Below are 26,549 nucleotides of genomic sequence, written 5' to 3'. Positions count from 1 at the left end.
CGGAAGCCCCGCCCTCAGCCCGCCACGTCCAGCATCCACACGTGGCCGTCCGGGTCCTTGAACGTCCCCGAGTACCCCCAGGGCTGCTTCCCCGGTGGGGCCGGGACCTCCGCCCCCGCCTCCCGCGCCCGGGCAATGAGCGCGTCCACCTGGGCCTCCGTCTCCAGCGACAGGCCCAGGATGCACTCGGAGACGCCCGGCTCCGCCACCCGGTTGCCGCCCGCCACCCAGCCGAACCCGCCCGTGGGGATGAGCATCAGGCTGACGCCCGCGTTGAGCCGGAAGTGGACGGGCTCGGGCATCGCGTCGCCCTCCGTCTCGGCCATGAGGGCGAAGCCGAGCCCCTGCCGGTAGAACCGAAAGGCCCTCGCCAAGTCTCGCGTCGGGAGACTCACGATGACATGGGGACCGCCCGGTTCACGGGCCTTCAACGAATCATGCGCTGCCACGACGACCTCCAGGGAAGGGGTTCCTGAGGATGAGACGTCCCTCGCGGCCCGAAATCATCGCCCCCTGGAGAAAGGGCCGGGGCACACCCGCCACCCCGGCCCGGGTACCGACTACTGGCAGTCGCTCAGCGGGAAGACGTAGTCACGGCGCGGCGTCTGGCCCGGGTCCTGGTTGATGGCCGCGACGCTCAGCTCGCTGTAGTTCACCGTCGTGCTGCTGCCGATGACCATCTGGGTCTTCTGCACGCGCGTGGTCGACAGCACCACCTTGCCCACCGAGCCGCTCGGCTCGACGCGGAAGCAGTTCATGATGCGCGGGTCCACCGTGGACCGGCGGCACTGGTTGTACTGCCCCAGAATCTCGCGCTTCGTGTACGTGCAGCGACAATCCCAGGGGTCGTACTCCTCGGAGACGTACGCGGCCTCGAAGCCGGTCGCCGTCTGGACGACCTCCAGGTGCGTGCCGCCCTGGAACTCGTCACAGCGCAGCACCACGTCGCCCACGGCGCCCTGCTTCACTTCCGCCGTCTCGGCAATCACCTCGGCCTCGGCCGCCGGGTCCTGCGGCTGGGCACCGTTGCAACCCACGCCCATGAGGGCGCTCATCAGAATCATCGCGGAGAAACGAATGGGGGAACGCATTCCAGCTCCTGAAGAAAGGTCCGGGTCAACCCGGACCTCTCACATGGGAGCTTTTCCCGTGATGAAGCGCAATACACTTCTCCGTCACATCGACTCATTCGCACTGCGCGTCCCAGCCATCAGGACATCCGGAGCGCCGTCCACAGCGACAGGGCGCCGAAGATGAAGAAGAGGCTGGCGGCGGCCCATCGCACCCAACTCATCTGCACCCGCCCGGCGAGCCGGTCCCCCAGGAACACAGCCAGGCCGTCCGACAGCATCATCCCGGCCGTGGTGCCCAGCGTCACCGTGAGGGGCGCCTGATAACGCGCGGCCACGGCCATGGTGGCCAGCTGCGTCTTGTCCCCCATCTCCGCGAGGAAGAAGAGCACCACCGTGGTGAGGAAGGCGCCGAAGCGCGGCGGCTTGCCGCCGTCTTCATCCAGCGTGTCCGGCTTGAGCGTCCACAAACCGAAGCCGATGAAGAGCACCGCCAGGAGCAGCGCCATCCACTTCGCCGGCACGTGCGTGGACACCCAGCTGCCCACGCTGGACGCCAGCGCGTGATTGGCGACGGTGGCGACGAAGATGCCCGCCAGCACATGCCACGGCTTGCGAAACCGCGTGGCCAGGGAGAACGCGAGCAACTGCGTCTTGTCCCCCATCTCACTGGCGGCCACCAACACGAACGAACCCACGAGCGCTTCCAACATGACGACTCCCTCGCAACCACAGGGCCGGGGTTCAGATTCGTGGGAGACGCCAGGGCAGCACGCGCACACGACGGACCTCGGCCAGGAAGAAACGACAATCCCTGTCCGAAGGTCTCGTTCGTCTCGCGAACATCACGAGGTGGGGGCCCGGGCCGTTTCCAGCCAGTGTGTCGAGCTTCCCGCCGCCAGCGCCGCTGGCGTGAACTACTCCCCTAAGGCAAGCGGCGAAGTAGCAGCGCGATACCGCTCTGTCAACGCGAGCTGCGGCACGGCTCGAGCCCCTGGCCCCCGGCGCATTTTTTGACGGCGTGCCCGTCCGCCCGCCTAATGCCGCGGACAGGCAGGTAGCGGCCTGTAGCAGCCACGCCCGGAGGAAGTCCGATGCAGGATGGAAGCGCCAGTCCCCTGAGCCCCGAGGCTCCGTCGTCCCCGGCGGCCACGGAAGTGTCTGTCGACGTCCGAGGCCCGGACGGCGACATCGTCTCCACCCACGTCCTGGTCCCCGAGGAGCAGGTCCAGAAGCTGCGCGAGCTGGCGCGGCGGACCCGCATCCACCAGAGCGAGTACCTGCGCGAGGCCGTGGATGACCTGCTCGGCAAGTACGGCCGTGGCGCGCCCAAGGAGGAAGGCCAGTCATGAGCTCTGCCGCAGTCGCGTCCCGCGCATCCCTTCCTCGCACGCGTGAGCTGATGCCCGATTCAATGCTGCGCGACGCCGACGCGGCCCGCTTGCTTCGCACCCGCCTGGACGCCGAGCGGCCGGCCTCGATTCGCGAGGCCATTGTCCGCTGGTTGGATCAGGAACTCTGACACGCTGCGTCCGGCCCCCCACATGGAGGCCGGACGTGACGCCGGGGTAGGCTCCGCGATTCCTTTTCGGAAGGAGCCCCACACCCCATGCGTCTCCCAATTGTCAGCGCCGCGCTCGCGCTCGCCGCCGCCGGCTGTGCCACCTCCGGCTTCGACAAGCTCTACCCGGGCATGTCGTCCCATCAAGTCGTCGATGCCATGGGCTCAGGGCCCACGCGCGCGCAGGAGTTCCCGGACAGCTCCACGGCCTGGTACTACGGCGAGGACCGCTGCGTGCTGATGCGCGACGACAAGCTCGTCGCCAAGGCCACGTCCGAGGACTCCACCACCATCAACACCCCCGTCGTCTCCGTGCGTGACACCTCGAAGGCCCTGTGCGCGCCAGAGGGCTACGCCTCCTCGGAGAAGCGGGAGCAGGTCATCGACACTCCGTTCGGCACCCTCAAGGGCAACATCGACCCGAAGGCCGCCATGGAGAAGGTGAAGGGCGTGGTGACGGGCAAGAGCGGCGACACCGCCCCCGCGAAGACGGAAGCCGCTCCGGCGGAGACAGAGCAGGCGTCGACGCCCACGCCGTAGGAAGCCGCATCGACACGGCACCCGGGGCCGGGATGCGGCCCCGGTGTCAGGCGGAAGGTGCCGCCGCCTCGCCGTCCTTGTCATCCAGCTTGCCGGCGATGTCCTTGAACGACAGGTGCCCCATGGACAGCAGGATGAGGCCCAGGCCCACCTGCTGCACCGTCTGGCTCAGCCACATGACGTTGGCGTAGGCCAGCCCGCTGGCATTCACCGCGGCGGCCGGAAGAAAGAGGCTCAGACCTACCTTCGTCGCCGCCTGGAAGGTGCCCATCATCCCCGGCGCCGCCGGAATCATCAGCCCCACCACCAGCACGCCCAGCACGACGTAGGCCTGGAAGAGCGTCAGGTCCATGGGCTCGCAGACGGTGCCGGGCGCCGCGCCCGAGCAGTCGAAGGCGTTGGCCAGCATGGACATCCCCGCGCCATTCACGCCCCAATACAGCGCCGTGTAGAGGAAGAAGAGCGCGACCTGCCGCCCCTTCGGCAGCTGCCGCATGGCGCCCACGAAGGTGTCGACGATGTCCGCCACCTTGTCCGCCACCTGCGGCGCCAGCCGGCCCACCGTGGCGCGCACCAGATTCACCGTGCGCTGCTGCTGCCAGAGACCGAAGAGGAGGAACGCCAGACCGCCGCCGAACACCGCGAACATCAGCCACGAGCCCAGCTTGACGTAGCGAATCTCCGGCGTCTCCGTGGGCACGAAGAAGAGCAGCGCTCGCAGCATCGCCGCCACGAAGAGGCCGTCCACGATGCGCTCCAGCACCACGGACGTCATGGCCGCGCTGCGGCGGATGCCACTGCGCTGCGCGATGAGGAAGGGCCGCGCAAACTCGCCCAAGCGGAAGGGCAGCACCAGCAGCATCATGAAGCCGATGCCGGACGCCTCATTCAGCTTTCGGAACGGGACCTGCTCCAGGCCCGACAGCAGGCAGCCCCAGCGCAGGGTGCGGAAGACGTGGATGGCCAACAGGCAGCCGAAGTACGGCACCAGCCACGCGTAGTTGGCCGACTTCAGGCTGGCCAGTTGCGTCGCCCAATCCGTGTCCCGGAAGGCCCACCACATGAAGAGGAAGGTGACCAGGAGGCTGGCCAGGAGTTTGACGGCACGTTTCACAGCGGCCGGGTATACCGTCAGTCAGGGTCGGACTCCAGTGACTCCCCGGCCAACAAAATCGCGGGATTGTCCCTCATGAGACGGGCGAAGCTCGCCTCCCCTGCCCTGCTCCTCAGCTCCGCCAGCGAGCGTCCCACCCAATCCCGGGCCCCCACGGGCCCATGCAGGTCCGTGGCGCCCACCGCATAGAGCCCGTCGTCCAGGAAGGCGCGGGACAGCTTCTTCGCCGTGCCGCCATAGCGGCCGATGAGCGCACCGATATCCAGTTGCAACAGTGCCCCGGCTCGCACGGCCTCCGCGGCGCGGCCCTTCCGCTCGAACTCCAGGCAGCGCTCGGGATGCGCCAGCAGCGGCACCACGCCCTTGGTGCGGATGCGAAAGAGGATGTCCGGCAGCGCGGGGACGGGCGCGGTGTAGGGCAACTCCACGAGCACGTAGCGGCCCGGGCCCAACTTTCGGGCCTGGGGCGTGCTGAGGCCTCGCAGGAAGGCATCGTCGAGCACGTTCTCCGCGTTGCGCCCCAACGCCAGGGGGATGCGCTCGCGCTCCAGGGCCTCCGCCAGCTCCGCACGGCGCACGTCCACCACCTCCACGGGGGCGTACTCGGGGCGCGCGTGAGGACTGGGTGCGACGGTGGAGAAACCAAGGTCGACCAGCGCACGCGCCATCTCCAGCGCGTCTTCCAGCGTGCGTGCCCCGTCATCCACGCCGGGCAGCAGATGGCAGTGCAGGTCGACGAAGCCGCTCATGCGTCGCCGTGCTGGCGTGACGGGTGGCTGTCGGCGGGCAGCTCGTCTTCCTGCTCATCCGCCTGCCGGTCAGGGACGCGGTACTCCTCGCCGAGCCACCGGCCGAGGTCCACGGCGCGGCAGCGCTTGGAACAGAAGGGGAAAGCAGCGTTCTCCCCGCGCGGGGGAACGGGCTTCTGGCAGATGGGACACGTCAGGGTGCTCATGATGGACGGAGTTCTAGATAAGCGTTGACGCTCTCGCGAGCCAGGATGTTTCGTGCCCGCCATTCCATGGGAGGCGCCTGCCATGAAGGTCCTTCGCATCACCCGTCCGGGAGGCCCCGAGGTCCTCGCCGAGGAAGAACGCCCCGAGCCCGTCCCAGGCCCCGAGGAGGTTCTGGTCCGGGTGCGGGCGTCCGCGCTCAACCGAGCGGACCTTCTGCAGCTTCGTGGTCACTACCCCGCCCCGCCGGACGTGCCACCGGACATTCCAGGCCTGGAGTACGCGGGCGAGGTGGTGGCCGTGGGCCCGCGCGCACGGCGCTTCCAGCCCGGCGACCGCGTCATGGGACTGGTGGGCGGGGGCGCGTGGTCGGAGCTGCTCGTCACTCACGAGCGAGAGGCGATGCCCATCCCCGACGGCATGGACTTCGCCGACGCGGCGGCCATCCCAGAGGCGTACCTCACCGCGTTCGATGCGCTGGTGCTCCAGGGCGAGCTCAAGCCCGGCGAGACGGTGCTCGTCCACGCGGTGGCCAGTGGCGTGGGCTCGGCGGCGGCGCTCATCTGCCAGGCCATGGGCGCGCGCGTGGTGGGCACGGGCCGCAACGCGGCGAAGCTGGCCCGCGCGGCCGACTGGGGCGTGGCTCGCACGGTGCTGTGTGACACCAAGCCGCCGCGCTTCGCGGACGCGGTGCGCGAGGAGACAGGCGGCCGGGGCGCGGACCTGTGCCTGGACCTGGTGGGCGGCAGCTACGTGCCGGAGACGCTGAACGCCCTGGCGCCCCGGGGGCGGCTGATCCTGGTGGGGCTGGTGGCGGGCGCGGCCACCGAGGTGAACCTGGGCACGGTGCTGACAAAGCGGCTGCGTGTCACCGGCACCGTGCTGCGCAGCCGTCCGCTGGAAGAGAAGATCGCGCTGGCGCAGAGCGCGGAACGGCATCTGTTGCCGCTGTTCCGCTCGGGGGCGCTGCGGCCCGTGGTAGACGCGGTGGTGCCGCGCGCGGACATCCAGCAGGCGCTGGAGCGCATGGCGAGCAATGATTCGGTGGGCAAGCTGGTGGTGCGGTGGGCGTGAGCCGCATCGCGCACTGAAGGAACGGATTCGATGACGGAGCAGCAGCGAGAACTCGAAGAGCTCATCCGGCAGATCGACGACCTCCACTACATCCAGACCTACCACCGGGTCGAAATGCCAGAGGCCGAGTACCGGCAGAGCCTGGCCAAGGCGGAGCGCAAGAACGCCGAGGTGGTGACTCAAATCCGGGCACTGCTCGCCAGCGGCGTCAGCCTGGACTTCAAGACCATCAACGGGCACTCGCCGATGATGATCGCCGTCCCCCAGAACAACGTCGAAATCATCCAGTTGCTCATGGAGTACGGCGCCGACATCCGGGCGGGTTCGAACTACGAGTTCCCGATTCACCGGGCCGCGGAGTTCGGCGCTGACCGCGTCGTGCGGTTCTTCATCGAGCAGGGCATCGCCCCTCGGCTGAAGACGGAGGGGGGAAAGTCGGTGCTCTCCGCCGCCCGAGCCTCGCGGCACAGCAAGAACGTGGGCCCCCTCCTCGTGGAGCTCCTGAAAAAGACCAAGGACCAGCGAGGCCCTCCGCCCAAGAAGGTGAAGGAGCTCTCCGAGGAGCGCGTCACCCAATATCTGTCAGGGGATGCGCCCGCGGGGGTCAACCCCAAGACGTGGGAGCAGCTCCGCGCGTTCATGGAGAGCGTCTTCGTCGAGGAGTACTCGGTCACCATCGACCAGCTCTACGCGGGCATCTCAGAGCAGGGCAACACGAACGCCCCGCTCGTCTTCGCCACCATCGACCTCATCCGGCAGGTCTCCACGCGGGCCCCCGCGAGCAAGACGCTCAAGAAGGTGTCCAAGAACCCCTTCGTCCACCACGGCGACCTGGTGGTGGAAGGCCCCCTGAAGGTGCTGTCGCTCCTGGTGACGGGGAACCTGACGGTGAAGGGCAAGGCGTCCAACGTCCAGGGGTGCCAGCTCTTCGTGGGCGGCGACTTCGAATGCGACACCCTCCAGACCGAGGGCCCCGTCATCATCGGAGGGAACCTCAAGGCCTCTGTCGTGGACGCCTACTACAACGACTACAGCCTGGACGTCCGGGGCGTGCTGACGGCGGACCGGCTGGTGATTGAGAAACATCAGGTGCTGGCCGGGCGTTTCGACGTCAAGGAACGCATCGAGAAGTAACAGACCATTGCGCCCCGACACCGGGCCTTTATCCTGCGCCGCCATGGCTACCCACTTCGACCCCAGCGCCGCCGCCCAGCCGGACTCCGGCGTGTTCGGCCTCCCCCACTCCCCGGAAGAGGCGCACGTCGTCCTCATCCCCGTTCCCTTTGAGGCCACCACCAGTTACGGCGGTGGCACGTCCGAGGGGCCGGCCGCCGTCCTGGAAGCCAGCCGGCAGGTCGACCTCTTCGACGTGGAGACGGGTCGTCCCTACGAGCGTGGCATCGCCATGCTCCCCGAGCCCCAGGAGCTGCGCGACTGGAACACCCGCGCCAAGGAGCGCGCCCAGGTCGTCATCGAGGCCGGTGGCATCCACTCCGGCGAGGCCGCGCTGATTCAGGCCGCGCAGGACGTGAATGTTCTCTGCGACCAGATGAACGAGCACGTCTACCGCACCACCAAGCACTGGTTGGACCAGGGCAAGCGCGTCGCCGCGGTGGGCGGTGACCACTCCATCTCCTACGGCATCATCCGCGCGCACGCGGAGAAGTACCCTGGCATGGGCGTGCTGCACCTGGACGCGCACGCCGACCTGCGCGTGGCCTACGAGGGCTTCACCTGGTCCCACGCGTCCATCATGTACAACGTCGCGGAACGCATCCCCGGCGTGAAGACGCTGGTCCAGGTGGGCCTGCGCGACATGAGCGCGGAGGAGCACCAGTACATCGCGGACTCCAACGGCCGCGTGCACGGCTTCTTCGACGCAACGCTCCAGAACAAGCGCTTCGACGGCGTGCCCTGGAACCGGCAGGTGGATGAGATGGTCGCCCTGCTCCCGAAGCAGGTCTACCTGTCCTTCGACATCGACGGGCTGGACCCCGTGCTCTGCCCCCACACGGGCACCCCGGTGCCCGGCGGACTGTCCTTCGCCGAGGCCGTGGCCCTCATCGCCGGCGTGGTCCGCTCCGGGCGTACCATCGTGGGCTTCGACCTCACCGAGGTGGCCCCCGACCCCGAGGGCGGCGAGTGGGACGGAAACGTCGGCGCCCGGCTTCTGTACAAGATGATTGGCTGGATGCTGAAGTCGCAGCAGGCCTGACGTCTCGTCACACGAAGCGCCCCTGAAGGGATGCCATCGCGCGTCAGGAGCTCCGCGGCAGCATCAGGCTGAACGTGGAGCCCTCGCCGGGTCGTGACTGGACGGACAGCGCGCCCCCTTGCAGGCGCACCAGCTCCGAGGCCACGTACAGCTCCGGTCCGCAGACGCCCTTCGCATCCGTCTGGAAGGGCGTGAAGAGGTGGGCCAGCGCCTCCGCGGCCAGCCCCGGCCCCACATCCTTCACGCGCACCGTGAGCTGCGTCCGAGAGACCTCGAGCGCCACCTCCGCGTCCCCCTGCCGGACCGCGTTCGCCAGCAGCACGTCGAACACCTGCCGGATGCGCGGCGGGTCCACCTGCGCGTGGACTGGCTCCTCGGGTGCATCCAACGTGACGTGTGCGCCATGGGCCGCCACCGCGTCGCGCAGGTACTGGCCCACGTCCGTGTCGATTCGCTTCAGCGTCGCCTCGCCCGAGGACAGCCACGCCAGCTCGCGCAGGTGACGGCCCACGGCTTCCATGGACTGGAGCTGCGCGGCCAGCGTGTCCAGCGCCACGCGGTCCACGGAGGGCGTGCATTCCAGCCGGCGAAGCTGCTCGCGGGCCGTTTCGAGCGGGCCCTGGAGCGTCTGCGCCACCCACTGCCCCAGTGCGCCCAAGGGGGACGCCGCGCGTGCCATCCGGGGCTCCGGCGAGGCGGCCAGCGATTTGTGGATGACCGATTCGAAGTCGGTGATTTCAAAGGGCTTGTGGAGGAAGGCGAACGCCTCCGGCGCGCCCTGGGGTAGCACCGCGCTGAGGAGGATGACGGGCACGTCCTTGAGCTGTGCCTCCTGCTTCATCCGGCGGCAGAGCTCCACGCCGCTCAGCCGCGGCATCATGTGGTCCGTCACCACCAGTTGAGGATGCCGGGCACGCGCCAGGCCGAGCGCCTCCTCGCCATCCCGTGCTCTCAAGACGTCGTGGCCCAGGTCCTCCACGACTTGACTGAGAACCTCCAACACCGCTGGCTCATCGTCCGCGACCAGGACGAGACTCATGCTCCCACTCCCTCGCCTCGGCACGCCGCGACTGCTTGCGCGCCGCCAGGATAACAATCCACTCCCACGGTGTACTGGCACCCCGAGAGGACGTGCATCCCAGAGATGCATCCGTTCATGGATGACCGGAGTGGTTTATGAAGAGCGAGACACCGCATCCAGGGGGCCCGGGTAGGCTGCGGCCTTCCCAACAGTCAGAATGTCCTTCGCCCGACAATCCCTGGCGGTGCACGGAGGGTTGGAATGAAGCACGCAGTCATGAGGTGGAGCCTGCTGGTGGTGGCCCTGCTGACCTCGGGCACGGCGAACGCGGACATGGCGCGGCGGCGTGACGCCATCGTCGAGGTCGTGCAGAAGGTCTCCCCCGCCGTCGTCTACATCGGCACCGAGCAGGAGGTGGAGTCGCGCTTCCGTGGACGCCGTTCTCCCCTGGAGGAGTTCTTCGGTGGCATGGGCGCGGAGCCGGAGCGTCAGAGAATCTCCGGCCTGGGCAGCGGCGCCATCATCGACGCCAGCGGCATCATCGTCACCAATGACCACGTCATCCGGGGCGCGTCCGCCATCCACGTCATCCTGGCGGATGGCCGCTCGTTCGACGCGGAGGTCATCGGCAGCGACGCGGCGAATGACCTGGCGGTGCTCAAGGTCAATGCCAAGGAGGCCCTCCCCATCGCGAAGCTGGGCACCAGCTCCGACCTGATGATTGGCGAGACGGTGGTCGCCATTGGCAGCCCGTTCGGCCTCAGCAAGACAGTCACCGCGGGCGTCGTCTCCGCGGTGGGCCGCACCTTCCGCGCCGACAACCGCGTCTACAACGACTTCGTGCAGACGGACGCCGCCATCAACCCGGGCAACTCGGGCGGCCCGCTGCTCAACGTGGATGGGGAAATCATCGGAATCAACACCGCCATCTTCGGCGGCGGCGCGCAGGGCATCGGCTTCGCGATTCCGGCCGACAAGGTGCGCCGCATCGTCGACGAGCTGACCCGCTTCGGGAAGGTGCGCCCGGCGTGGGTGGGCATCGATACGGCCGACCTGCCTGTCCGCGTCGCCCGGCAGCTCGGGTGGGACCGGGCCTATGGCGCGCTGGTGACGGCGGTGGAGGCTGGGAGTCCGGCCGCAGAGGCTGGCGTGAAGCGCGGGGACGTGGTGGCGGAGCTGGGCGGCTCGCGCATCCAGGACGCCGAGGACTTCGACACCCGCGTGCGCGGCTACCCCGCCCGCTCCGCCTTCCCGGTGGTGCTCTTCCGCGAAGGCGGCCTGCGCACCGTCCAGGTGACGCCGGTGGAGTTCCCCGCTCGCATGGTCGAGGGACTGGCGTGGGAGCGGCTGGGACTCCGCGTGAAGGAGATTCGCGGTGGCCTGGCCGTGTCCGGCGTGCGTCAAGGCTCGGCGGCGGCGGACATCGGGCTGGAGCCCGGAGACATCATCCTCCGTGTGAACAACCAGCCCGTGACGACGAACGACGCCTTCCGGGAGGCCCTGCTCACCGCGCGACGGGGACGTAGCGTGTTGTTGCTCGTCCGGCGTGGGCGCTACGGCTACCACGTGACGCTGCCCTTCGAGCAGGAAGCAGGTTACCGGCTGTAGCTGTCGGGAAAGGGCGACGGGCTCCCCGTATTTCAGGACCCGCGTGACTCGCACTAACATGCGGTGTCATGAGTTCCGTCCGTTACCAATCCCTTGGTCCCCTGCTGGCCGGGGAAGGCTCACGTGCCTTCCTCGGACTCGCCCTGGAGGACGGCGCGTCTCCCCGTCCCGTGGTGCTCATCTGGGCACCGCAAGATGTCGTGCAGAACCCCGAGCTGACGGCGACCCTGCGTCGCGAGACGGCTCGCGCGCTCGTCTTCGAGCATCCGCACATCCTCCGTGTCCACGCCCTGGCCGAGCAGGATGGCGGACTGGCCCGTGTCACCGAGTTCGCCGACGGCGAGCCCCTGCGTCGCCTGCTGGAGGCCCACCCCCGCCTGCCGCCGCACTTCGCGGCGCTCGTCGTGGCGGATGCCGCCGTGGGTCTGCACTACGCGCACGTCGCTGGTAACGACGACGGCACGCCCTTCGTGCACGGTGACGTCCGGCCCGAGACGCTGATGATCTCCTTCGGCGGTCTGACGAAGGTGACGGGGTATGGCGCGCTCGGCGTGGCTCCGCGTGAGCGCGGTGGCAAGCGCGTGAAGAACCGGCGTTTGTACAGCGCGCCCGAGCAGCTCCTCGGTGGACGCGAGGCGGTCAACGTCCAGTCGGACGTGTTCCTCCTGGGACTCGTGCTGCACGAGTGCCTCTCCGGGAAGATTCCCTTCAAGGATGCGGCGGACCCGGACAAGGCCGTGCTCACGCGCTCGCTGCCGCCCATGGCGCAGGACGTGCCGCTGAAGTTGGACGCGGTGCTGCGCCGGGCGACGGCGAAACGGGCCAAGGAGCGGTATCCGACGGCGCTCGCGTTCCGCGAGGCAGTGGTCGAGGCCGTCGGCTCGCTGCCCACTCATGCGGAGTTCTCGGAGTTCCTGTCGAAGTACTTTCCGCCCGAGAGCGAGGCTCGCGCGACGCGGCGGCGGGTGATTGAAGCGGGCATCGCCGAGGTGATGCAGAAGGCTGGCATCTCTCCGCCCGCCGTGGCGGAGTTCCTCGCACGCGGCGCCCTGCCCCCGGGCTTGATGCCCGCGAAGTGGCCGGAGTTGCCGGGACAGTTGCATGCGTCGGGCTCGTCCGATGGTTCGGGTGCGCAGGCTGGAAGTGGCTCGTCGGCCGGTGGCAACGCGCAGGCGGAATCGGCTGCGGGCAGCACGGGGCAGTCTGGTGCGGGTGTGCAGGCAGGCAGTGGCTCTGCCGCTGGTGGCAGCGCGCAGACGGCATCAGGTGCAGGCACCGGCTCTGGGTCCGCGGGTGCCCACGCGCAAGCTGGCACGGGCGCACAGACTCAGGCTGGTGCAGGTGGCCAGGCGCAGGCTGGGGCACAGGCTCAAGCGGGTGCGGGTGGCGCGTCGCAGACCAGCGCAGGCGCACAGACCCACTCCGGAGCCGGTGGTCAGGCGCAGGCTGGCGCACAGGCTCCGGCCGGCGCGGGCGCGCAGGCTCATTCAGGTGCACAGACTCAGGCCAGCGCGGGCGCACAGCATCAGTCCGGCGCGGGCACTCAGGCTCATCCCGGCGCCACGGGCACGGGGGCCTCAGCAGGAGCCGCTGTGCCCACCGGTCCGATGGGCACGGGCGCACACGCGGCCCCCACGACGCCTCCCGCCGCGCAGAAGCCGTCACGCACCTGGATGGCCTTCGTGGGCGTCGGTCTGGCGCTCACGGTGGGCGCGGGGGCCGTCGTGCTCAGCCGGCTGCCCTCCAACATCGAGTCCGAGCTCGAGGACGCGGGCGTCACCGACGCCCTGCCCGTCGACGCCGGCGTGACGCGGGATGCGGGCCCGGTGGACGCCGGCATTCCCATGGGCACGCTGGACGTCACCGTGGACCCGCGCGTGGAGGTCTCGATTCCTGGCCAGTACCTGGGCCGCACGCCGGTCTCCGCGGCCGTGCCCGCGGGCCGTCACGTGCTGACGCTCAGCAACCCGGTGCTCGGCATCCAGACGACACGGGTCATCACCGTGCCGGCGGGTGGCCGTTCCTCGCAGCAGATCTTCCTCAACAAAGGATTCGCGAACGTACGCGCCCCGGAGGGCGCCATCGTCACGGTGGATGGCCGGCTCATCGGTGCCGCGCCCATCGAGGAACTGGACCTGTACGAAGGCACGCACCAGCTCCTGGTCATCGTGAACAGCTCCCGGTGGCAGAAGACGTTCAAGGTGGAGCCGGGCCAGCGCGTCACCTTCGACGTCAACTTCGAGAAGCCCGAAGAGGAGTAACCGGCGTGGCAATTTCCGCGACGTGAACACTCGTTTCACGCCGCGGTTGCGGTGCCTTCGGGGCGCGACCAGACTCGCGCGCCCATGAACACCTCCGCCACGGAGTTCGACATCATCGCCTGGGGCGCCACCGGCTTCACCGGGCGCCTGGTCGCCGAATATCTCGCCAGGACCCAGGACAGCCACCGCGCACGGTGGGCCCTGGCGGGACGCGACCTCGGCAAGCTGGAGAAGGTTCGGCAGGGGCTGGCGGCGATTGCGCCCTCCTTCGCGGAGCTACCGCTGCTCGTCGCGGATGCACGCGACGCCGCGTCGCTCGATGCCCTGGTCCCTCGCACCCGCGTGGTCTGCACCACGGTGGGCCCCTACGCACGTTACGGCAGCGAGCTCGTCGCAGCGTGCGTTCGGGCCGGCGTCAGCTACTGCGACCTGACGGGTGAAGTGCAGTGGATGCGGCGGATGATTGACGCCCACCACGAGCAGGCGCGGCAGAGCGGCGCACGCATCGTCCACACCTGTGGCTTCGACTCGATTCCGTCGGACCTGGGCGTGTGGATGATGCAGGAGCACATGCGGGAGCGCCACGGCGGCCACCTGGACGCCGTTCGCCTCTACATGGGCCCCATGCGTGGCGGAGCCAGTGGCGGCACGGCGGCCAGCATGGTGCAGGTCCTGGAGGAAGCTTCGACGGACCGTTCGGTGCGGCGAATCATGGCCCACCCGCATGCGCTGGACCCCGTCCCAGGCCGCTGGCGGCCCGAGTCCAAGGACGAGCTGGGCGTCCACTACAGCCAGGAGCTGGGCCAGTGGACCGGCCCGTTCTTCATGGCGACCGTAAACACGCGTGTCGTCCGGCGCAGCAACGCGCTGCTCGGTCACCCGTGGGGAGAGAACTTCCGGTACGCGGAGGTCGCCAGCTACGGCGCCGGGCCCAAGGGCCTGCTGCGCGCCACGGGCGTCACCGCGGGCCTGGGAGGCCTTGTCGCCGCGATGCAGGTGAAGCCCCTGCGCACGCGGCTGGAGAAGAAGGTCCTGCCCGCGCCGGGTGAAGGCCCGTCTCCGGAGGCCCGGGAGAAAGGCTTCTTCGTCGCGCAGCTTCGCGGCGAAGGCACCTCACCCCGCACGGGCAAGCAGGTGCGGCTGAAGGGCAAGGTGGCGGCGCAGGGAGACCCGGGCTACGCGGCCACCTCACGGATGCTCGCCGAGTCCGCGCTGTGCCTCGCCTTCGACGACAATCCGACGACGGGCGGCGTGCTCACGCCGGCCTCCGCCATGGGCATGCGACTGGTGGAGCGGCTGCGCCGCGCGGGCATGACGTTCCAGGTGGAGGAGCTGTCCACCTGAGCCATTCCGCCGCGAGCGCGCGACGTCCTACGCGCTCTTGCGGCGCCGCATCATCGCCTCGTACGAGCGGCCCACGCTCTGCGAGAGGATGAGCAGCTCGCCCACGTCGGGCGGAGTGAGCTGGTCCGGGCCGTTGTCCACGTAGAGCAAGTGCACGACCTTGCCGCGCACCAGCAGCGGGAGGATGACGGCCGTCTTCGGGAACCCGTCCCCCAGCAGCTTGTAGAACACGCCCATGGCCGCATCACGGCGGACGGGCCCGATGTAGTGCGAGCGCGTGTCCCGCACGAGCCGGAAGGTGCTCTGCTCCCGCAGCGGCACGCCGATGCGGCGCACCACCGCGTCGCGAACCCCCGCCCCCATGCCGTGCCAGCCCGTCACGAGGCTGCCCTGCACCGACAGCAGCAGGTTCCGCTTCCACTTGCCCAGCGCGAAGCGCAGCACCGTGTGCGCCACGTCCTCGCGGTCCGAGCTGCGCGCCAGCTCCGCCTGCGCTTCCGCGAAGGTCAGCGGCGTCGGCGGCGGCTCCGGTGCGCGCGGCACCTGCACAGGCGGTGGCATGCCGCCCAGCTCGGGCGCCGGGGGCTGAACCATCTGCGGTGGGACGACGATGGCCTGAGGTGGCGGCGGCGGAGCCACGGGCACCTGCGGCCGGACAGTCGCGGGCGGAGGCACGGGCGCGGCCTCCAGCACCTCCACGCCGGTGATGATTTCCTCCTCGCCCATGTCCCCGTCGTAGTCGGCGCCACCGCGCAGGGCGGAGGCGTAGACGGACTGGAACTCCTCCTCGCTCATCAAATCTGGCGGCGTCTCCGCGGCCTTGGCCAGCTCGGCCTGCGAGCCCGCCGAGGGACGAGGCCGCACCGCGTTCATGTCGATGGCGCGCAGCGGCCGGAACGCCTTGCAGTAACGGCGCAGCAGCTGGTTCATCCGGAACTCGGGGATGACCACCGGCACCACGCGCTTGCCCGTCTTGAAGGCAATCGCGTCCAACGTCGTGAAGTCGTGCGGGTTCACGACGGCGATGCTCAGCCGCGTCGCGTCCACCCGCATGGGCAGGTACTCCTTGTCGTCCGCATGGTTCGAGGAGACCAGCTCCATCGCCTTGGGGTCCGGAACCATCTCCCCGGACGCGAACGCGCTGTTGTGGACCTTCCCCAGCGCCTTCGCCAGGTCCACCTCCGACAGCAGGCCCAGCTCCACCAGGTTCGTTCCCAGCCGCCCGCCATGCACCACCTGGGCCTCGAGCGCTTCTTCGAGTCCCTCGGCGGTAACGAGACCATCCTTCAGGAGCTGCTCACCCAGGCGCATGGGGCCGCTTGTAGCCGTGCCCCGTCCCGCTCCGCAAGCACACCCGCACCCGTGGGACGGTGCGTCTAGTCCTCCGGGTGATGACTGAGCGCCACGCGGTTGCCTTCGGGGTCCCGGACGTACACCGACCACCGCGTCTCGTGCTCCAGCGGCACACCCGCGCGGGTGAAGGTGTCGACCACGCCCGCCCGTGCGGCCTTCGGAATCCGGAACGCCAGCAGCAGGAGGCCCGGCGCCTCGTGGCGGAACGGCGTGGCGACTGGCTCGCCGCCCGCCGCCTCGATGGCCAGGAAGCCGCCCCCGGGCACGCCCACCCAGATGCTCCGCAGGGAGCCATCCGGGCGGAGATGGCGGGCCAACTCCGGAAAGCCCAGCAGGTCTCTGTAGAAGCCCGTGACACACTCGATGTCACGCGCCTGGATGGCCACGTGGTGGAAGCCCTGAACGTCCATGACGCGGATGCTATGGTCTGCGCGCCCATGGCGCGACTGCTCATCGTCGAAGACAACCACGAGCTGGCCTCCCTCATCGTCGCCCTGGCGCAAAGCCGGGGACACGACGCGAAGGCCGCGGCCACCGGCGAGGCCGCGCTGGAGTCGCTCGGCCCCGGACAACACTGGGACGCGGCCCTGGTGGACCTGCTGCTCCCGGACATCCGGGGCAGCGAGGTGCTGGCCGCGCTGCGTGCCCATGGCATCCCCGCCATCGCCGTCAGCGGTGTGTACAAAGGGGACCGTTTCGCCCAGGAGGCCGTGCAGGTCCACGGCGCCCGGACCTTCTTCGAGAAGCCGTTCGAGCTCATCACCGTCATGGAGGCCCTGGAGCAGGCCGGTGGCGTCGCACCTCCCCCCCGCGCTCCCCCGCCCATCGCGGAGAGCGTGCTGCTGGACGAGCTGCTCGATGCCGAGGACCTCATCGTGCTGGAAGAGTTCCCCCCTGAGCCCGGCGACGCCGCCGAGCCCCTGCAGGTCGTCCCCAGTACGGACCCGTTGCCAGAGCCCGCGGACGCGGAGCACGCCCTCCCCCTGCCCTTCGGCAGGCGCGAGCAGGTCTGGAGCGAAAGCACCGCGCCTTCGACTCCGCCGCCGCCCAAGCGCGCGCTGCCCGACTGGTCCCTGGGCGGCGTCCTGGGGGACGCCACCGTCGCGCGGCTGCTCAACGCCTATTACGAGGCCCGCCACCACGGCGAGCTGAAGCTTCAGCAGGGCCAGGTGCTCAAGGTCGTCTACTTCGAGTCCGGCCGCGTCGTGTACGCCGCGTCCAACCTCGCCGCCGAGCGCTTCGGCCGCTTCTGCATCCGCCAGGGCGTGCTGCCCGAGGTCCGGCTCGCCGAGGTCACCGCGTTCGCGAAGGAGCACGGCCTGCGCACCGGCGAGGCCATGCTGCGAATGGGCCTGATGGACGCAGCCCAACGAGAGCAGCTGCTGGTGGAGCAGGTGAAGGAGATCATCTGGTCCACCTTCACGTGGAAGGAAGGCGGCTACGGCTTCAGTGCCATGCGCCCCCGCCGCACGGACCTGGTGAAGCTGTCCGTCTTCCCCGGTGACCTGGTGCTGGAGGGCGTGGCGAAGACGGAGACGCTGGTGACGCTGCGTCGGCACATGCCGCGCTCGCGCCGGCTGTTCCCCACCGCCGATGCGCCCTACGGCCTGCACGAGCTGAAGCTCGAAGGGGCCCAGGCCCTGGTGCTGGCGTATGCGGACGGCAGCAAGACGGTGGAGGACCTGCTCGCCCTCACCGACCTGCCGGAGCGGCAGACGCTGGCCACGCTGCGGGGACTGGAGCTCCTCGGTGTACTGGAGGACCGGCCCGACACGCCGAGCCGCCGTCACCGCATCAGCTTCGGGCTGTAACCGCCGCCCTACTTCCGGCGGCGCAGCACCCGCGCCAGCGCCGCCAGCCCGAAGACGGCCGCGCCCGAACCACCTCCGGAGCAGCCGCATCCCGACGTCGGAGGCGGCACCGAGGCATCTCCCGAAACGGGCACGCCGTTGAGGGTCATCTCCCCGCCAAGCCGCGGCGTGGACAGCAGCGGCGAGCGGCCCACGTACGTCAGCGTCTGCGTGCCCTGCGCGGGCAGCCGGATGTCCTCCACACGGAAGCCACCGTCCACCGCCTGCGCCTCCACCGCGACGCCGTCCAGCTTCACGCTGCCGGGCACCCACTCCAGCCCGTCCACATTCTCCAGGTAGTGGAGGCCGCCGACCTCGCACTCGGAGGTGTTGCGCAGCTCCACCACCACGCCCACCAGCCCCTTCTCCGACGCCGTGGGCGACTCCATCGCGTGGCGCACGTCCACGAAGCGCTCGGAGGTAATCGGCAGCACGTAATCCGTGGTCGCGGTGTTGCTGCCGCCCGCGTCGGCGAGGACGCGCAGGGTGATGGCCTGGCCCACCAGCGCCTCCAGCCCTGTCTCTTGCGTGCTCACCATGACGCTCGGACCCGCCAGGGAAACCTCTGACAGCGCGGGCCCCGCCACCTGGGACCAGGAGATGGCTACGTCGCCGCAGGCATTGGCCGGAATCGTCTGCGTCAGCGTGGCGCTCGCGCCTTCGCCACAGCGTGCCACCAGCGCCCCGGCTTCGAGCGCTCCCAGCCGCGCCGGCAGGGGCTGGTTGGGAATCTCCGCCTGGGCACGGCCGCCCTCTCGCACCGGCCCCTCACTGTCGTCGAAGAGCTCGCCGCGCACGCGGTAGGACTCGACGGTGCAGGAGCGCGGGAGCGCGGGGCGCCACGTCCCGGGTACCGGCACCACCGCCGAATCCAGTGCCTCGCCGCCCAGTGTCTCCAGGAACATCCGCGCCTTCAGCGTGCGCGCGTCCACGCAGTTCAGCGACGTGTCCAGGGCGATGTCCACGTGCCCTTCGCCCGACGGCACCACGCCCAGCTCCAGGCTGCCCGTGGCCACGTCCTCCAGGGAAGGTTCCACCCGAACGCGGAGCTCGGCGTCAGCGCTGTCCTGCGTGCCACCGCCGGTGACGGGAATGCGATTCCTGGCGGTGAGGGCCAGCGTCCCGTGCGCGCACTCCGCGGCCTCGACGCGCAGGCGCTCGCTCGACACCGGCGAGTGCAACGTGACGGCCGTTCCGTCCGCGGTCCTCACAGTAACACCGTCGGGAATGCCCGAACCGGAAGCGCTCAGCCGCCACTCCGTGTCCACGGTCGGCAATCCGGACGTCCCCTCGCAGGTGTGCAGCGCATCGGGGACCACGTCCACGCTGGCCCCTGGGCCCGACGTGAGCGTCCGCTCCCAGCCCGAGGCGAAGGGCACCAGCGGCCGGCCCCAGGGCGCGACGTCCACGGTGAAGGTGGCGGCGGAGCTGGACGTCAGGCCGCCTTCATCCACGCCACGGACCTCGTACGCGTAGCTGGTACCCGACTCCTGGCACAGCACCTCCGGCGGCGTGAAGGTCGCCTGGGCGCCGCCATCGGTGGAGAGCAGCGGTGCGCCCGACTGTCCTGAGACGGGAGACCAGACGTAGCGCACCGCCGGACAGGCCTCGCTCGCCGGCTGCGCGGTGAACACCCGCGACGCTCCCGACGCGGTGGTCGACTCCCGTGAGGGCAACACCGTGGGCTGCGCGGGCCCTTCGGTGTTCACCACCCGGTAGGCCACCGTGGCCTGCACGTCGTGGGACGCGAGCCCGTCCGAGGCGTAGACCCGCAGGAGCCCCTCTTCGTCCTTGCAGACGGGCCGCTGCGAAACGAGCGTCACGTCGAGCTGGTCGGGGTGCTCGACGATGTTGACGCCAACCAGGTCGGCGCCCGGCGCTGACGATGCATCCACCGACACGCGCACCGCATCGAAGTCGGCGTCGGTGGCGGAGAACCGGGCCGTCGCCGTCCCCGTTTCGTTCACCACGATGGGCGAGGGCCCCACGTCCAGCACGGGAGCGTGGGCGTTGAAGTACGTCACGACGTTGAAGCCCGGCTGGTCCAGGATGAACAGGCAGAACGAGGAGCCGATGCACGACACCTCGAGCGGCGTCGCCTGCGAAGCGCCCGGAAGCGCCGAGCCCTCGAAGGCCGGGTGGAACCGCCACTGAGTCCCCGCGTTGTCCGCGCTGCTCGCGGGCACGGCCCCCAGCACCACAGGCTCCCCGTTGGTGCCCACGCCCACCGCGAGGCCGAAGCCCTCGCCATGGACGCTGCCGTTGCCCGTGTTCACGTCCACTGAGGTGATGCTGACAGGCATGCTGTCGGGCAACATCACGGTGGAGAAGGTCGTCCCGGCCGGGTCCAGCTGTCCGCGGAACAGGCCGTCTGAGTTGCCGAACAACGCGATGGGATGCGGCCCACTTCCGGCGAAGAGGTCCACCGTGCGCGGGGACTGGCTGGTCAGCACCGGCGGCACGACCATCTGCGCCTGGCGCCTGTCCCGCGTGTACCAGAGGAACTCCGTCCGGGTGACACCGGTGACACTGAAGAGCGCATGGGGCGCGCCATCCGATGTCTCCACCACGCCCAGCACGTCCGTGGAGGACAGGAGGCCCGCACCGGCACTCAGCTGCGTCCAGGGCGTGGGGCCTGCGAGCCCCGCTGACGCCGTCAGCAGTGAGAGCCCACCGTCGGAGAGACCCACCGAGGCATAGCCCGTACCAGACGGGGTGTGCTTCGCCCGCCGGATGCCCACCACGGTGTTGACCGGGTCCGGGGGGATGATGTTTCCAGCCGCACGGCAGTTCTGGTGACTGATGACGTCACCCGGGCGCACGACGACGGCGAAGCAGCCCATCGGAGACAGGAACGTGCCGAAGACGTCGCTGTGCAGGAAGACAACGGACTGGACGCCGTTCTCGTACAGCTCCGTCTGCGTCGAGGTGCTCACCGAGTAGCTGCCCGGAGCGAAGACGTCCACCGTGCGGGCGATGCCCGGCACCTCCGTCACGTCCCATTCGGCGCGTGCCGCGGTGGCCACACCCAGGCAGAGGCTGATGATGACGAGGGGACGCACGGCTTGCTCCTAGTAGGCCACTTCGGCTCGCAGGTAGAGCCGGTCCTGATTGTCCGACGAGTCGGGGGACAAACCCAAGCCGCTGAAGCCCAGAAGTGTGTACCCGGTGGCCAAGCGCAGCCGTTCATCGACCCGATAGGCGACTTCCGCACGGAGCGCGGTCAGCCGCTCGCCTTCGGGAGACGCCGTTCGCCGTGCCAGCTCTGCCCCCAGCTCCAGACCGCCCACGATTCGCACCGCGGGACGGATGGTGCCCGTCCACACCCAACGCCCCGAGTCCTCCGCCCGGGTGTGCCCCGCATGCAGGCCCGCCGCCACGGAGAGCCGGTCGCCCAGGCGCACCGCCGGCAAGAGGGAGAGGGTCTGCAAAGCCCGGTCGCCAAAGGCGGACCGGACGCCGGGCAACAGCTCGCGGGTGATGCCGTAACGCGCCACCACCAGCCAGGGCCCCGGCCGCCACGCCACCGCGGCGTAGCCTTCCACCAGCCGCGTCTCCAGTACGTCCGCGTTGACGGTGCGCGCGAAGTCCACCCGCCCGGAGGCCGTCACGTCCTCCAGCAACTGCGCCTGCGCGGCCAGTGTCACCACCGCTTGCAGACGGTCCACCGCGGTGGCCGCGCCTCGCTCCGGCGTGCCCTCCTCCCGGCGAAGCTCCACACGCCCGTCCAGCCGCAAACGCGCCAGGACGAACTGCCCGAAGACACCGCCCGCCTCGCGCCGCAGCGGGCTGTCCACGTCCAACAGGCTGCGCACGCCGCGCTCGTAGCGCGCGCCCACGCTGAAACCGCCCGTCACCTGCTGCTGGAAGCCCACGGCGCGAGCCAGCCGCACGGCCGTCGCGTCGTGCGAACCCACATCCTCCACGAAGAGCGCGGTGCCACTCTCCGGCAGCTCCGTGCGGGCGCCCGTCAGCGTCCGTCCCGCGCCGAAGTCAGGGCCGTCCACGTCGACGGAGTAACCGCCGTAGAACACGTCCTGCCCCCGCCGCGACTCGACGTTGGCCCACGCCCGGGGGCCCAGCTCCGGTCCCCAGCCTCCGAACACCCCAGCGCGCGTGGTCCGGTCCACCTCGACATCCACGCCCGCGGACGTGAAGGTGTCGTCGAAGCGTCCGGGCCCTTCGCCATGCAGGGCCAGGGCCTGACGGTGCGCTGCGCGAAGCTGAAGACGCTCGAACACCCGCAGCGAGCCCGCCACGCCCGCGGAGGTGCGACCACCGAAGAGCGTGGGCCCCACGCCCGCCACCCGCGCCGCGTTCAACCGCGAGTCACGGACCTCCGCACGCACGCCCCACCGTGCCTCTTCCCAACCAACACCCGCGGCCAGGACGCGAGCGGAGAACGGGCTGTCCACGAACGGCTCACGCGGATCGGCCGAGCGCCGCTCGTCCGCCAGCAACGTCAACCGGAGCCGGCCCAGCGGCTGGCTCACACGGAGTGACGACTGCCGGAAGCGCGCCGCCTCGGTGTGTGCGCCATCGGAGAAGCCCCGCCCGCGCAGGCGGAACGCCGCGTCCACCGTGCCCTCGCCGTGAAGCCCGGGGCCTGAGAGCTGGAGACTCACGGCCTCCGCGCCGGTGCCTATGTCCGGTCGGGGGCGGATGAAGCTGAGACCACCGTCATCCGAGACGCCGAAGAACGAAGCATCCACGGCGGTACCACGGCTGGACGCTACTTCCGCCGCCATGCGGTAACCACCGAGCGCCGTGCTCGCGCGTCCCGTGTAGAGTGTGTACGGCCGTCCCTCCCGGCCCTCGCGTACCGCGCCCAGTCCCAGCCGCGAGCCGCGCCACTCGCCCCACACCTCACCGCCCGCCGTGTCGCCCGCGTCCGCGATGCGCAGCGCGGCGTAGTCCACCACCAGCACCGGCTCTGGTGACTCCGTGGGCGCGCTGGTCCGCAGCCAGGCTTCGCCCGCGAGGAAGGAGAGCGGACGCGCCAGGAGGATGCGGCCGGCGAAGTAGTCGATGTCGTAGTCGATGCCGCGAATGAGGTGCCGCTCGCCCAGCGGCAGGCCGGTGACGCCATCCCGCAACTCCACGCGCACCAACTCAGAGCCCTCCGCCACCGATGCCGCGCCCAGGTAGTAAAGGCTTCCGCCCGTGGCGCGCAGCTCCTCGTGCGCGGGCACCGCGGACACCTGCCGCACCGGGTCCGTCAGGCTCCCGCCAAACGCCTTCACGCCCACGCGCGCCGCCTCCTCGCCGGCATGAACCTCCGCGTAGGGGCCGAAAAGCGGACGGTGATAACGGCCCACTTCACGGTCGTGAAGCTGCGCGCGGTAGGTGCCCAGGCCCGCGCGGCCGTGCTCCGCGTGGCGCGCCTCAAACCGAAGACGTGCCTCCGAGGCATTGGGCGTCAGTGACACCGAGTCGTCACCCCACTCCGCGGGCGCGAGGTCCGGGTCGGCGGCGCGGTCGAAGCGCTCCGGCATGCGCGGGCGGAGCCAGTCCGGCAGGCTCGCACCGTTCAGCGTGCGGCCATCCGTGTCGCGCAAGTCCAACTCGCCCACCAGGTCCACCGCGCCCAGCCGGAGCTCCGCGTGAGCAGAGCCTCGTCCCCGCAACTGCACGTCACCATTTCGCGGCGCATAGGTGGCCTCCAGGTCCAGCAGGCCCACCGCGAAGGGACGTACCGCGGCGGCAATCTCCAGCGTCTCGTCACGAGGCGGAGCATCCGGCAACGACAGCCGCACGGGCACCTGGTTGCGCCCCGGGGACAGCACCACCAGGACATCCACACGGCCTTCGGGCCCCACCACGACTTCGCCCTCGGGCGTGCGGACGCGCGTCCCCACGGGCGCGTCGACCTGCACGCGGGAGGCGCCACTGGCTGCGGGCGCGTCACGGCCCGCGGGCAACTGGAACGTGGCGATGGGCAGCATCGGCCTGGGGGCCACCAACCAACCGCCGTCACGCGGCACCACGTCCACGCGCTGGCGGTACAGGCGCACCGTGCCCTGGGCCCCCGTGGCGGTAATGGACAGTGGGTTCTCTCCCGCGACGAGCGGCACCTGCGCCTGCCATGCGCCCTTCGCGTCCACCTGGGCTGCCACACCCGACACGGTGACGGCGTCGCCCGCGGACGCCTGTCCTGCGACACGGAAGCGCACGACGCCCTGCCCTGGCGCGACCTCCGCCATGGGCGGCGCATTGGTAAAGGAGAGCCGCACGGGCGCGGCTTCCACCGTGACGCTGCGCACGGCGAAGTCCTGGAGGACGACGGCGCCCCAGGGAACCTCGACCGTCGCCGCCTCCGGGCTGACCCGGCTGGAGACCGGCAACGAGCGCGTGTCCACCTTCAACCGCTGACGCCCTGGCCGCAGGTGCAGCCCACCCACCGAATCCGGCACGCGGGCATCGACGCCGGTGATGTGGAAGCGGCCCCGCGCGTCCGTGCGGACATCGCGGCCAGTGGTGAGCACCAACCGCACGTCGGGCAGGCCCGGCTCATCCGCGCCGCACAGCCCATCGCCGTCCACGTCCTGGCACACCCGGCCCGCGATGGTGGAGGCCTGCGACGGAGTGTCCTGCGACAGCGCCTGCGCCCAGGTGCTCAGCGGCACCAGCATCGCGGCGGCGAACAGGCAGGCCAGCATGCGCATCATGGACGCACCTCCGCCAACGCCGTGACGCCCGTGGCAATATCCGCGACGGACACACTCACCGGTCCCGGCGCTCGCACGGTGAAGGAGGTGCGCCCCTCCTCCACCCGCTCTTCGTCTCGCTGACCACCCGTCAGCGAGACGAACACCTCGCGCCCCGTCAGCACCTGCCCGTTCGCATCCTCCACCCAGTACGTCACCCGAGTCCCGCTCACCATGAGCCGCACGTTCACCGGAATCTCAGGTGCCAGTCGCACGCGTTGGGACGCGGCGGACGACACCAGCGGGCGCTCCAACGGAAACACAGGCCCATCCGAGCCCAACACGTGAACCGTCCGCGTCAGGCCCGTCCACACGCCGTGCGAAATCTCCAGCGTTCCCGGACGCGCGGGCCCCAGGCGCACCGTGCCGTCCGTGCCCGTCGTCACCTCGCGGCCATCCACACGCAGCGGCTGCCCCGGCACCGGAAGACCCGCCAGGTCGGACACGCCCGCGTACAGCTCGCCCTCGGCCCGCCACACGGTGATGCGCGCCGGCTCATTGCCCGAAGGCCCCCACGCGTGGGCACGCAGGTCCACGTCCGTCACTTCACCCGTGGCCGGCGGAGCCCAGGCGCTGACAAAGGTCCCCGGCCGCGGCTCATCCGCCGGAGCGAAGGTCCCCACCGGCGCGCGCAGCTCCACCGTCGCACCTGGCCGGGGACGGTCGAAGGCATCCCGCGCCGTCACTTCCACACGCGTGCGAGCCCCGTGGTGAACCAGCGCTTCACCCACTTCGAGGCGGGTCGTCGCGACGGGCCCCTGCACCAGCTCCAGCGCCGGAGACTCGCTCGAGCCAGGTCCTCGCTGGGGCCACGCAACCTCGATGCGCTCGTCGCTCACCAACTTCCGCGGCGCGGTGTAGCGCCACTCCAGCAACCCTCCCGGCGCGCGCGTGGGGCCGCGCAAGGTGCCGTGGCGGACCTGCGTCGTGACACGCGCATCGTCCACGGGCTGGCCCATGGCATCACTCGTCGCGCAAACGAGCCGGGCCTGGGACACGCCGTCCGAGGGGAGCCGCTGCGGCTGAAGCACACAGGCCAGGCCATCGGTGGGCGGCAGCTTCAGGTCGATGGGCATCCGCCGCACGTTGCCCACCTTGTCCACCACCCGCCCCTGCCCGATGCGATGTCCGGGCGGCACGATGATGGGCACCCGGAAGCGGCCGTCATGCCCGGCCACCGCCGGCCCGAACGTCTGGCCCGCGATGTCGATGGCAATCTCGGCGTCGGGCTCCGTCGTTCCCGGCAGATTCACGGACGCGGCCAGCGGAACGAGCACGCGCCCGTAAGCCCCGTGCACCGACTGCGGACTGGGCCACGCGGAGAAGGCCACCAGGATGGCCACTTCGGGGTAGCGCGTGTCCGGCAGGACGTAGCGCGCGCGATACGTGCCCGGCCCCGTCCGCTCCAGCCCTTCCACGCGGCCCACGCTCACCCGCACCACGGGAGGCGCGCCGCTGTCATCCGCGGTGCCATCCGGCCGGACCAACTGGACGGTGAGCCGCGCTTCCGTGTCCTTGCCCTTCACGGGTGCGGGTGGCTCCAGCGCCAGCCGCACCTCGGCGGCCGGTGGCCCCAGCACGTAGCGCGCTTGGGCCGCCAGTCCATCCACGCTCGCGCGGACCACGACGCCACGCGCGCCCGGACGCGGCGTCACGACGAACGTGCGCAGCGGCGGCTCCGCGGTGTCCTCTCGCAGCTCCGCGCCGTCTGCCTGCACCGAAGGCTTCCCCATCGGAACCGGACGGCCCGCCGAATCCTTGCGGACGAGTGCCACGGGGAATCCATCCGGCGCCACGGCGGACGACGGCCCGAGTATCTCGAGCGTGTCCGCCCAGGCCGGGGCACACAGCAGCAACAATCCGAAGAGGAGAAACCGG

22 protein-coding genes are annotated in these 26,549 nt (G+C 70.3%); 10 read left to right on the top strand and 12 right to left on the bottom strand.

The window, feature by feature from the left end:
- Positions 1–14: 14 nt before the first annotated feature.
- From F8M74_RS01675 to F8M74_RS01665, 3 genes are all read right to left on the bottom strand, one after another.
- Positions 15–449, bottom strand: coding sequence for a VOC family protein (locus F8M74_RS01675; RefSeq protein ID WP_228559505.1), 435 nt, complete (start codon positions 447–449; stop codon positions 15–17).
- Between the two features lie 111 nt (positions 450–560).
- Entirely contained in the window at positions 561–1,091 is a 531-nt protein-coding gene (locus F8M74_RS01670) for a hypothetical protein (RefSeq protein WP_141252782.1), read from the bottom strand.
- Positions 1,092–1,210: 119 nt separating this feature from the next.
- The gene (locus tag F8M74_RS01665) at positions 1,211–1,783 is read right to left on the bottom strand and encodes a TMEM165/GDT1 family protein (RefSeq protein ID WP_140793004.1); all 573 of its coding nucleotides are present in this window, start codon (positions 1,781–1,783) and stop codon (positions 1,211–1,213) included.
- A 381-nt stretch (positions 1,784–2,164) separates the two neighbouring features.
- Between F8M74_RS01665 and F8M74_RS01660 the strand changes: the two genes are divergently transcribed.
- The 3 genes from F8M74_RS01660 (at position 2,165) to F8M74_RS01650 (ending at position 3,171) form a co-directional block, all read left to right on the top strand.
- On the top strand, positions 2,165–2,422 hold the full coding sequence (locus F8M74_RS01660) for a ribbon-helix-helix domain-containing protein (protein ID WP_141252783.1): 258 nt from the start codon (positions 2,165–2,167) through the stop codon (positions 2,420–2,422).
- Entirely contained in the window at positions 2,419–2,592 is a 174-nt protein-coding gene (locus F8M74_RS01655; protein WP_163884310.1) for a hypothetical protein, read from the top strand. Before F8M74_RS01660 ends, F8M74_RS01655 begins: the two co-directional genes overlap by 4 nt.
- Positions 2,593–2,679: 87 nt before the next feature.
- Positions 2,680–3,171, top strand: a complete 492-nt coding sequence (locus tag F8M74_RS01650) for a hypothetical protein (RefSeq protein WP_141252784.1) — start codon at positions 2,680–2,682, stop codon at positions 3,169–3,171.
- A 46-nt stretch (positions 3,172–3,217) separates the two neighbouring features.
- Here the strand turns inward: F8M74_RS01650 and F8M74_RS01645 are convergent, their stop codons facing one another.
- The 3 genes from F8M74_RS01645 to F8M74_RS01635 are packed head-to-tail and all read right to left on the bottom strand — an operon-like array spanning position 3,218 to position 5,240.
- On the bottom strand, positions 3,218–4,285 hold the full coding sequence (locus F8M74_RS01645; RefSeq protein WP_011554425.1) for a lysylphosphatidylglycerol synthase transmembrane domain-containing protein: 1,068 nt from the start codon (positions 4,283–4,285) through the stop codon (positions 3,218–3,220).
- Between the two features lie 17 nt (positions 4,286–4,302).
- Positions 4,303–5,034, bottom strand: a complete 732-nt coding sequence (locus F8M74_RS01640; RefSeq protein ID WP_141252785.1) for a tyrosine-protein phosphatase — start codon at positions 5,032–5,034, stop codon at positions 4,303–4,305.
- Positions 5,031–5,240 (bottom strand): DNA gyrase inhibitor YacG, encoded by a 210-nt coding sequence (locus F8M74_RS01635; protein ID WP_141252786.1) that lies wholly within the window; start codon positions 5,238–5,240, stop codon positions 5,031–5,033. Before F8M74_RS01635 ends, F8M74_RS01640 begins: the two co-directional genes overlap by 4 nt.
- An 82-nt stretch (positions 5,241–5,322) precedes the next feature.
- On the opposite strand from F8M74_RS01635, the gene F8M74_RS01630 reads away from it, so the two are divergent.
- Genes F8M74_RS01630 through speB form a run of 3 tightly spaced genes read left to right on the top strand, consistent with a single transcriptional unit; the run spans position 5,323 to position 8,527 of the window.
- Complete coding sequence (locus F8M74_RS01630; protein WP_141252787.1) at positions 5,323–6,312, top strand: NAD(P)H-quinone oxidoreductase; 990 nt, start codon at positions 5,323–5,325, stop codon at positions 6,310–6,312.
- A gap of 30 nt (positions 6,313–6,342) precedes the next feature.
- On the top strand, positions 6,343–7,446 hold the full coding sequence (locus F8M74_RS01625) for an ankyrin repeat domain-containing protein (RefSeq protein ID WP_141252788.1): 1,104 nt from the start codon (positions 6,343–6,345) through the stop codon (positions 7,444–7,446).
- Between the two features lie 43 nt (positions 7,447–7,489).
- Complete coding sequence (gene speB, locus F8M74_RS01620; RefSeq protein WP_141252789.1) at positions 7,490–8,527, top strand: agmatinase; 1,038 nt, start codon at positions 7,490–7,492, stop codon at positions 8,525–8,527.
- A gap of 43 nt (positions 8,528–8,570) precedes the next feature.
- Here speB and F8M74_RS01615 read toward each other — a convergent pair whose 3' ends face one another.
- A complete protein-coding gene (locus tag F8M74_RS01615; protein ID WP_141252790.1) occupies positions 8,571–9,566 on the bottom strand; it encodes a response regulator in 996 nt (331 codons plus the stop codon).
- A 243-nt stretch (positions 9,567–9,809) separates the two neighbouring features.
- Here F8M74_RS01615 and F8M74_RS01610 point away from each other — a divergent pair, with 243 nt between their 5' ends.
- The 3 genes from F8M74_RS01610 to F8M74_RS01600 all read left to right on the top strand — a co-directional run bounded on the left by F8M74_RS01610 (position 9,810) and on the right by F8M74_RS01600 (position 14,761).
- Positions 9,810–11,156 carry a trypsin-like peptidase domain-containing protein gene (locus F8M74_RS01610; protein ID WP_141252791.1) on the top strand — a complete coding sequence of 449 codons (1,347 nt, stop codon included), beginning with the start codon at positions 9,810–9,812 and terminating at the stop codon, positions 11,154–11,156.
- Between the two features lie 68 nt (positions 11,157–11,224).
- On the top strand, positions 11,225–13,417 hold the full coding sequence (locus F8M74_RS01605) for a PEGA domain-containing protein (protein ID WP_141252792.1): 2,193 nt from the start codon (positions 11,225–11,227) through the stop codon (positions 13,415–13,417).
- An 84-nt stretch (positions 13,418–13,501) separates the two neighbouring features.
- A complete protein-coding gene (locus F8M74_RS01600; protein WP_141252793.1) occupies positions 13,502–14,761 on the top strand; it encodes a trans-acting enoyl reductase family protein in 1,260 nt (419 codons plus the stop codon).
- 27 nt (positions 14,762–14,788) lie between these two features.
- Here the strand turns inward: F8M74_RS01600 and F8M74_RS01595 are convergent, their stop codons facing one another.
- Positions 14,789–16,072, bottom strand: coding sequence for a general secretion pathway protein GspE (locus tag F8M74_RS01595; RefSeq protein ID WP_141252794.1), 1,284 nt, complete (start codon positions 16,070–16,072; stop codon positions 14,789–14,791).
- A gap of 65 nt (positions 16,073–16,137) precedes the next feature.
- Positions 16,138–16,524 carry a VOC family protein gene (locus F8M74_RS01590; RefSeq protein WP_141252795.1) on the bottom strand — a complete coding sequence of 129 codons (387 nt, stop codon included), beginning with the start codon at positions 16,522–16,524 and terminating at the stop codon, positions 16,138–16,140.
- Positions 16,525–16,536: 12 nt separating this feature from the next.
- Between F8M74_RS01590 and F8M74_RS01585 the strand changes: the two genes are divergently transcribed.
- Entirely contained in the window at positions 16,537–17,925 is a 1,389-nt protein-coding gene (locus F8M74_RS01585) for a response regulator (protein ID WP_141252824.1), read from the top strand.
- Between the two features lie 8 nt (positions 17,926–17,933).
- On the opposite strand, the gene F8M74_RS01580 is transcribed toward F8M74_RS01585, so the two are convergent.
- From F8M74_RS01580 to F8M74_RS01570, 3 genes are read right to left on the bottom strand one after another with little or no spacing between them, the layout of a single operon-like run.
- Entirely contained in the window at positions 17,934–21,026 is a 3,093-nt protein-coding gene (locus tag F8M74_RS01580) for an MYXO-CTERM sorting domain-containing protein (protein WP_141252796.1), read from the bottom strand.
- A 9-nt stretch (positions 21,027–21,035) separates the two neighbouring features.
- Positions 21,036–24,632 (bottom strand): flagellar motor protein, encoded by a 3,597-nt coding sequence (locus F8M74_RS01575; protein ID WP_141252797.1) that lies wholly within the window; start codon positions 24,630–24,632, stop codon positions 21,036–21,038.
- Positions 24,629–26,530, bottom strand: a complete 1,902-nt coding sequence (locus F8M74_RS01570; protein ID WP_141252798.1) for a hypothetical protein — start codon at positions 26,528–26,530, stop codon at positions 24,629–24,631. The genes F8M74_RS01575 and F8M74_RS01570 overlap by 4 nt, the downstream gene beginning before the upstream one ends.
- Between the last annotated feature and the right edge of the window lie 19 nt (positions 26,531–26,549).

Origin of the sequence: Myxococcus sp. CA023, from assembly GCF_010998615.1 — a bacterium.
Classification (GTDB): Bacteria; Myxococcota; Myxococcia; order Myxococcales; family Myxococcaceae; genus Myxococcus.
Note: the sequence above shows the minus strand (reverse complement) of the source record. Positions and strands in the feature narration are given on the sequence as shown.

What these genes read in the sequence shown, in the direction of transcription:
- F8M74_RS01670 (WP_141252782.1), bottom strand. Translation starts at nt 1,091, where the DNA reads ATGCGTTCCCCCATTCGTTTCTCCGCGATGATTCTGATGAGCGCCCTC.
- F8M74_RS01665 (WP_140793004.1), bottom strand. Translation starts at nt 1,783, where the DNA reads ATGTTGGAAGCGCTCGTGGGTTCGTTCGTGTTGGTGGCCGCCAGTGAG.
- F8M74_RS01660 (WP_141252783.1), top strand. Translation starts at nt 2,165, where the DNA reads ATGCAGGATGGAAGCGCCAGTCCCCTGAGCCCCGAGGCTCCGTCGTCC.
- F8M74_RS01655 (WP_163884310.1), top strand. Translation starts at nt 2,419, where the DNA reads ATGAGCTCTGCCGCAGTCGCGTCCCGCGCATCCCTTCCTCGCACGCGT.
- F8M74_RS01650 (WP_141252784.1), top strand. Translation starts at nt 2,680, where the DNA reads ATGCGTCTCCCAATTGTCAGCGCCGCGCTCGCGCTCGCCGCCGCCGGC.
- F8M74_RS01640 (WP_141252785.1), bottom strand. Translation starts at nt 5,034, where the DNA reads ATGAGCGGCTTCGTCGACCTGCACTGCCATCTGCTGCCCGGCGTGGAT.
- F8M74_RS01635 (WP_141252786.1), bottom strand. Translation starts at nt 5,240, where the DNA reads ATGAGCACCCTGACGTGTCCCATCTGCCAGAAGCCCGTTCCCCCGCGC.
- F8M74_RS01630 (WP_141252787.1), top strand. Translation starts at nt 5,323, where the DNA reads ATGAAGGTCCTTCGCATCACCCGTCCGGGAGGCCCCGAGGTCCTCGCC.
- F8M74_RS01625 (WP_141252788.1), top strand. Translation starts at nt 6,343, where the DNA reads ATGACGGAGCAGCAGCGAGAACTCGAAGAGCTCATCCGGCAGATCGAC.
- speB (WP_141252789.1), top strand. Translation starts at nt 7,490, where the DNA reads ATGGCTACCCACTTCGACCCCAGCGCCGCCGCCCAGCCGGACTCCGGC.
- F8M74_RS01615 (WP_141252790.1), bottom strand. Translation starts at nt 9,566, where the DNA reads ATGAGTCTCGTCCTGGTCGCGGACGATGAGCCAGCGGTGTTGGAGGTT.
- F8M74_RS01610 (WP_141252791.1), top strand. Translation starts at nt 9,810, where the DNA reads ATGAAGCACGCAGTCATGAGGTGGAGCCTGCTGGTGGTGGCCCTGCTG.
- F8M74_RS01605 (WP_141252792.1), top strand. Translation starts at nt 11,225, where the DNA reads ATGAGTTCCGTCCGTTACCAATCCCTTGGTCCCCTGCTGGCCGGGGAA.
- F8M74_RS01600 (WP_141252793.1), top strand. Translation starts at nt 13,502, where the DNA reads ATGAACACCTCCGCCACGGAGTTCGACATCATCGCCTGGGGCGCCACC.
- F8M74_RS01595 (WP_141252794.1), bottom strand. Translation starts at nt 16,072, where the DNA reads ATGCGCCTGGGTGAGCAGCTCCTGAAGGATGGTCTCGTTACCGCCGAG.
- F8M74_RS01590 (WP_141252795.1), bottom strand. Translation starts at nt 16,524, where the DNA reads ATGGACGTTCAGGGCTTCCACCACGTGGCCATCCAGGCGCGTGACATC.
- F8M74_RS01585 (WP_141252824.1), top strand. Translation starts at nt 16,537, where the DNA reads ATGGTCTGCGCGCCCATGGCGCGACTGCTCATCGTCGAAGACAACCAC.
- F8M74_RS01575 (WP_141252797.1), bottom strand. Translation starts at nt 24,632, where the DNA reads ATGATGCGCATGCTGGCCTGCCTGTTCGCCGCCGCGATGCTGGTGCCG.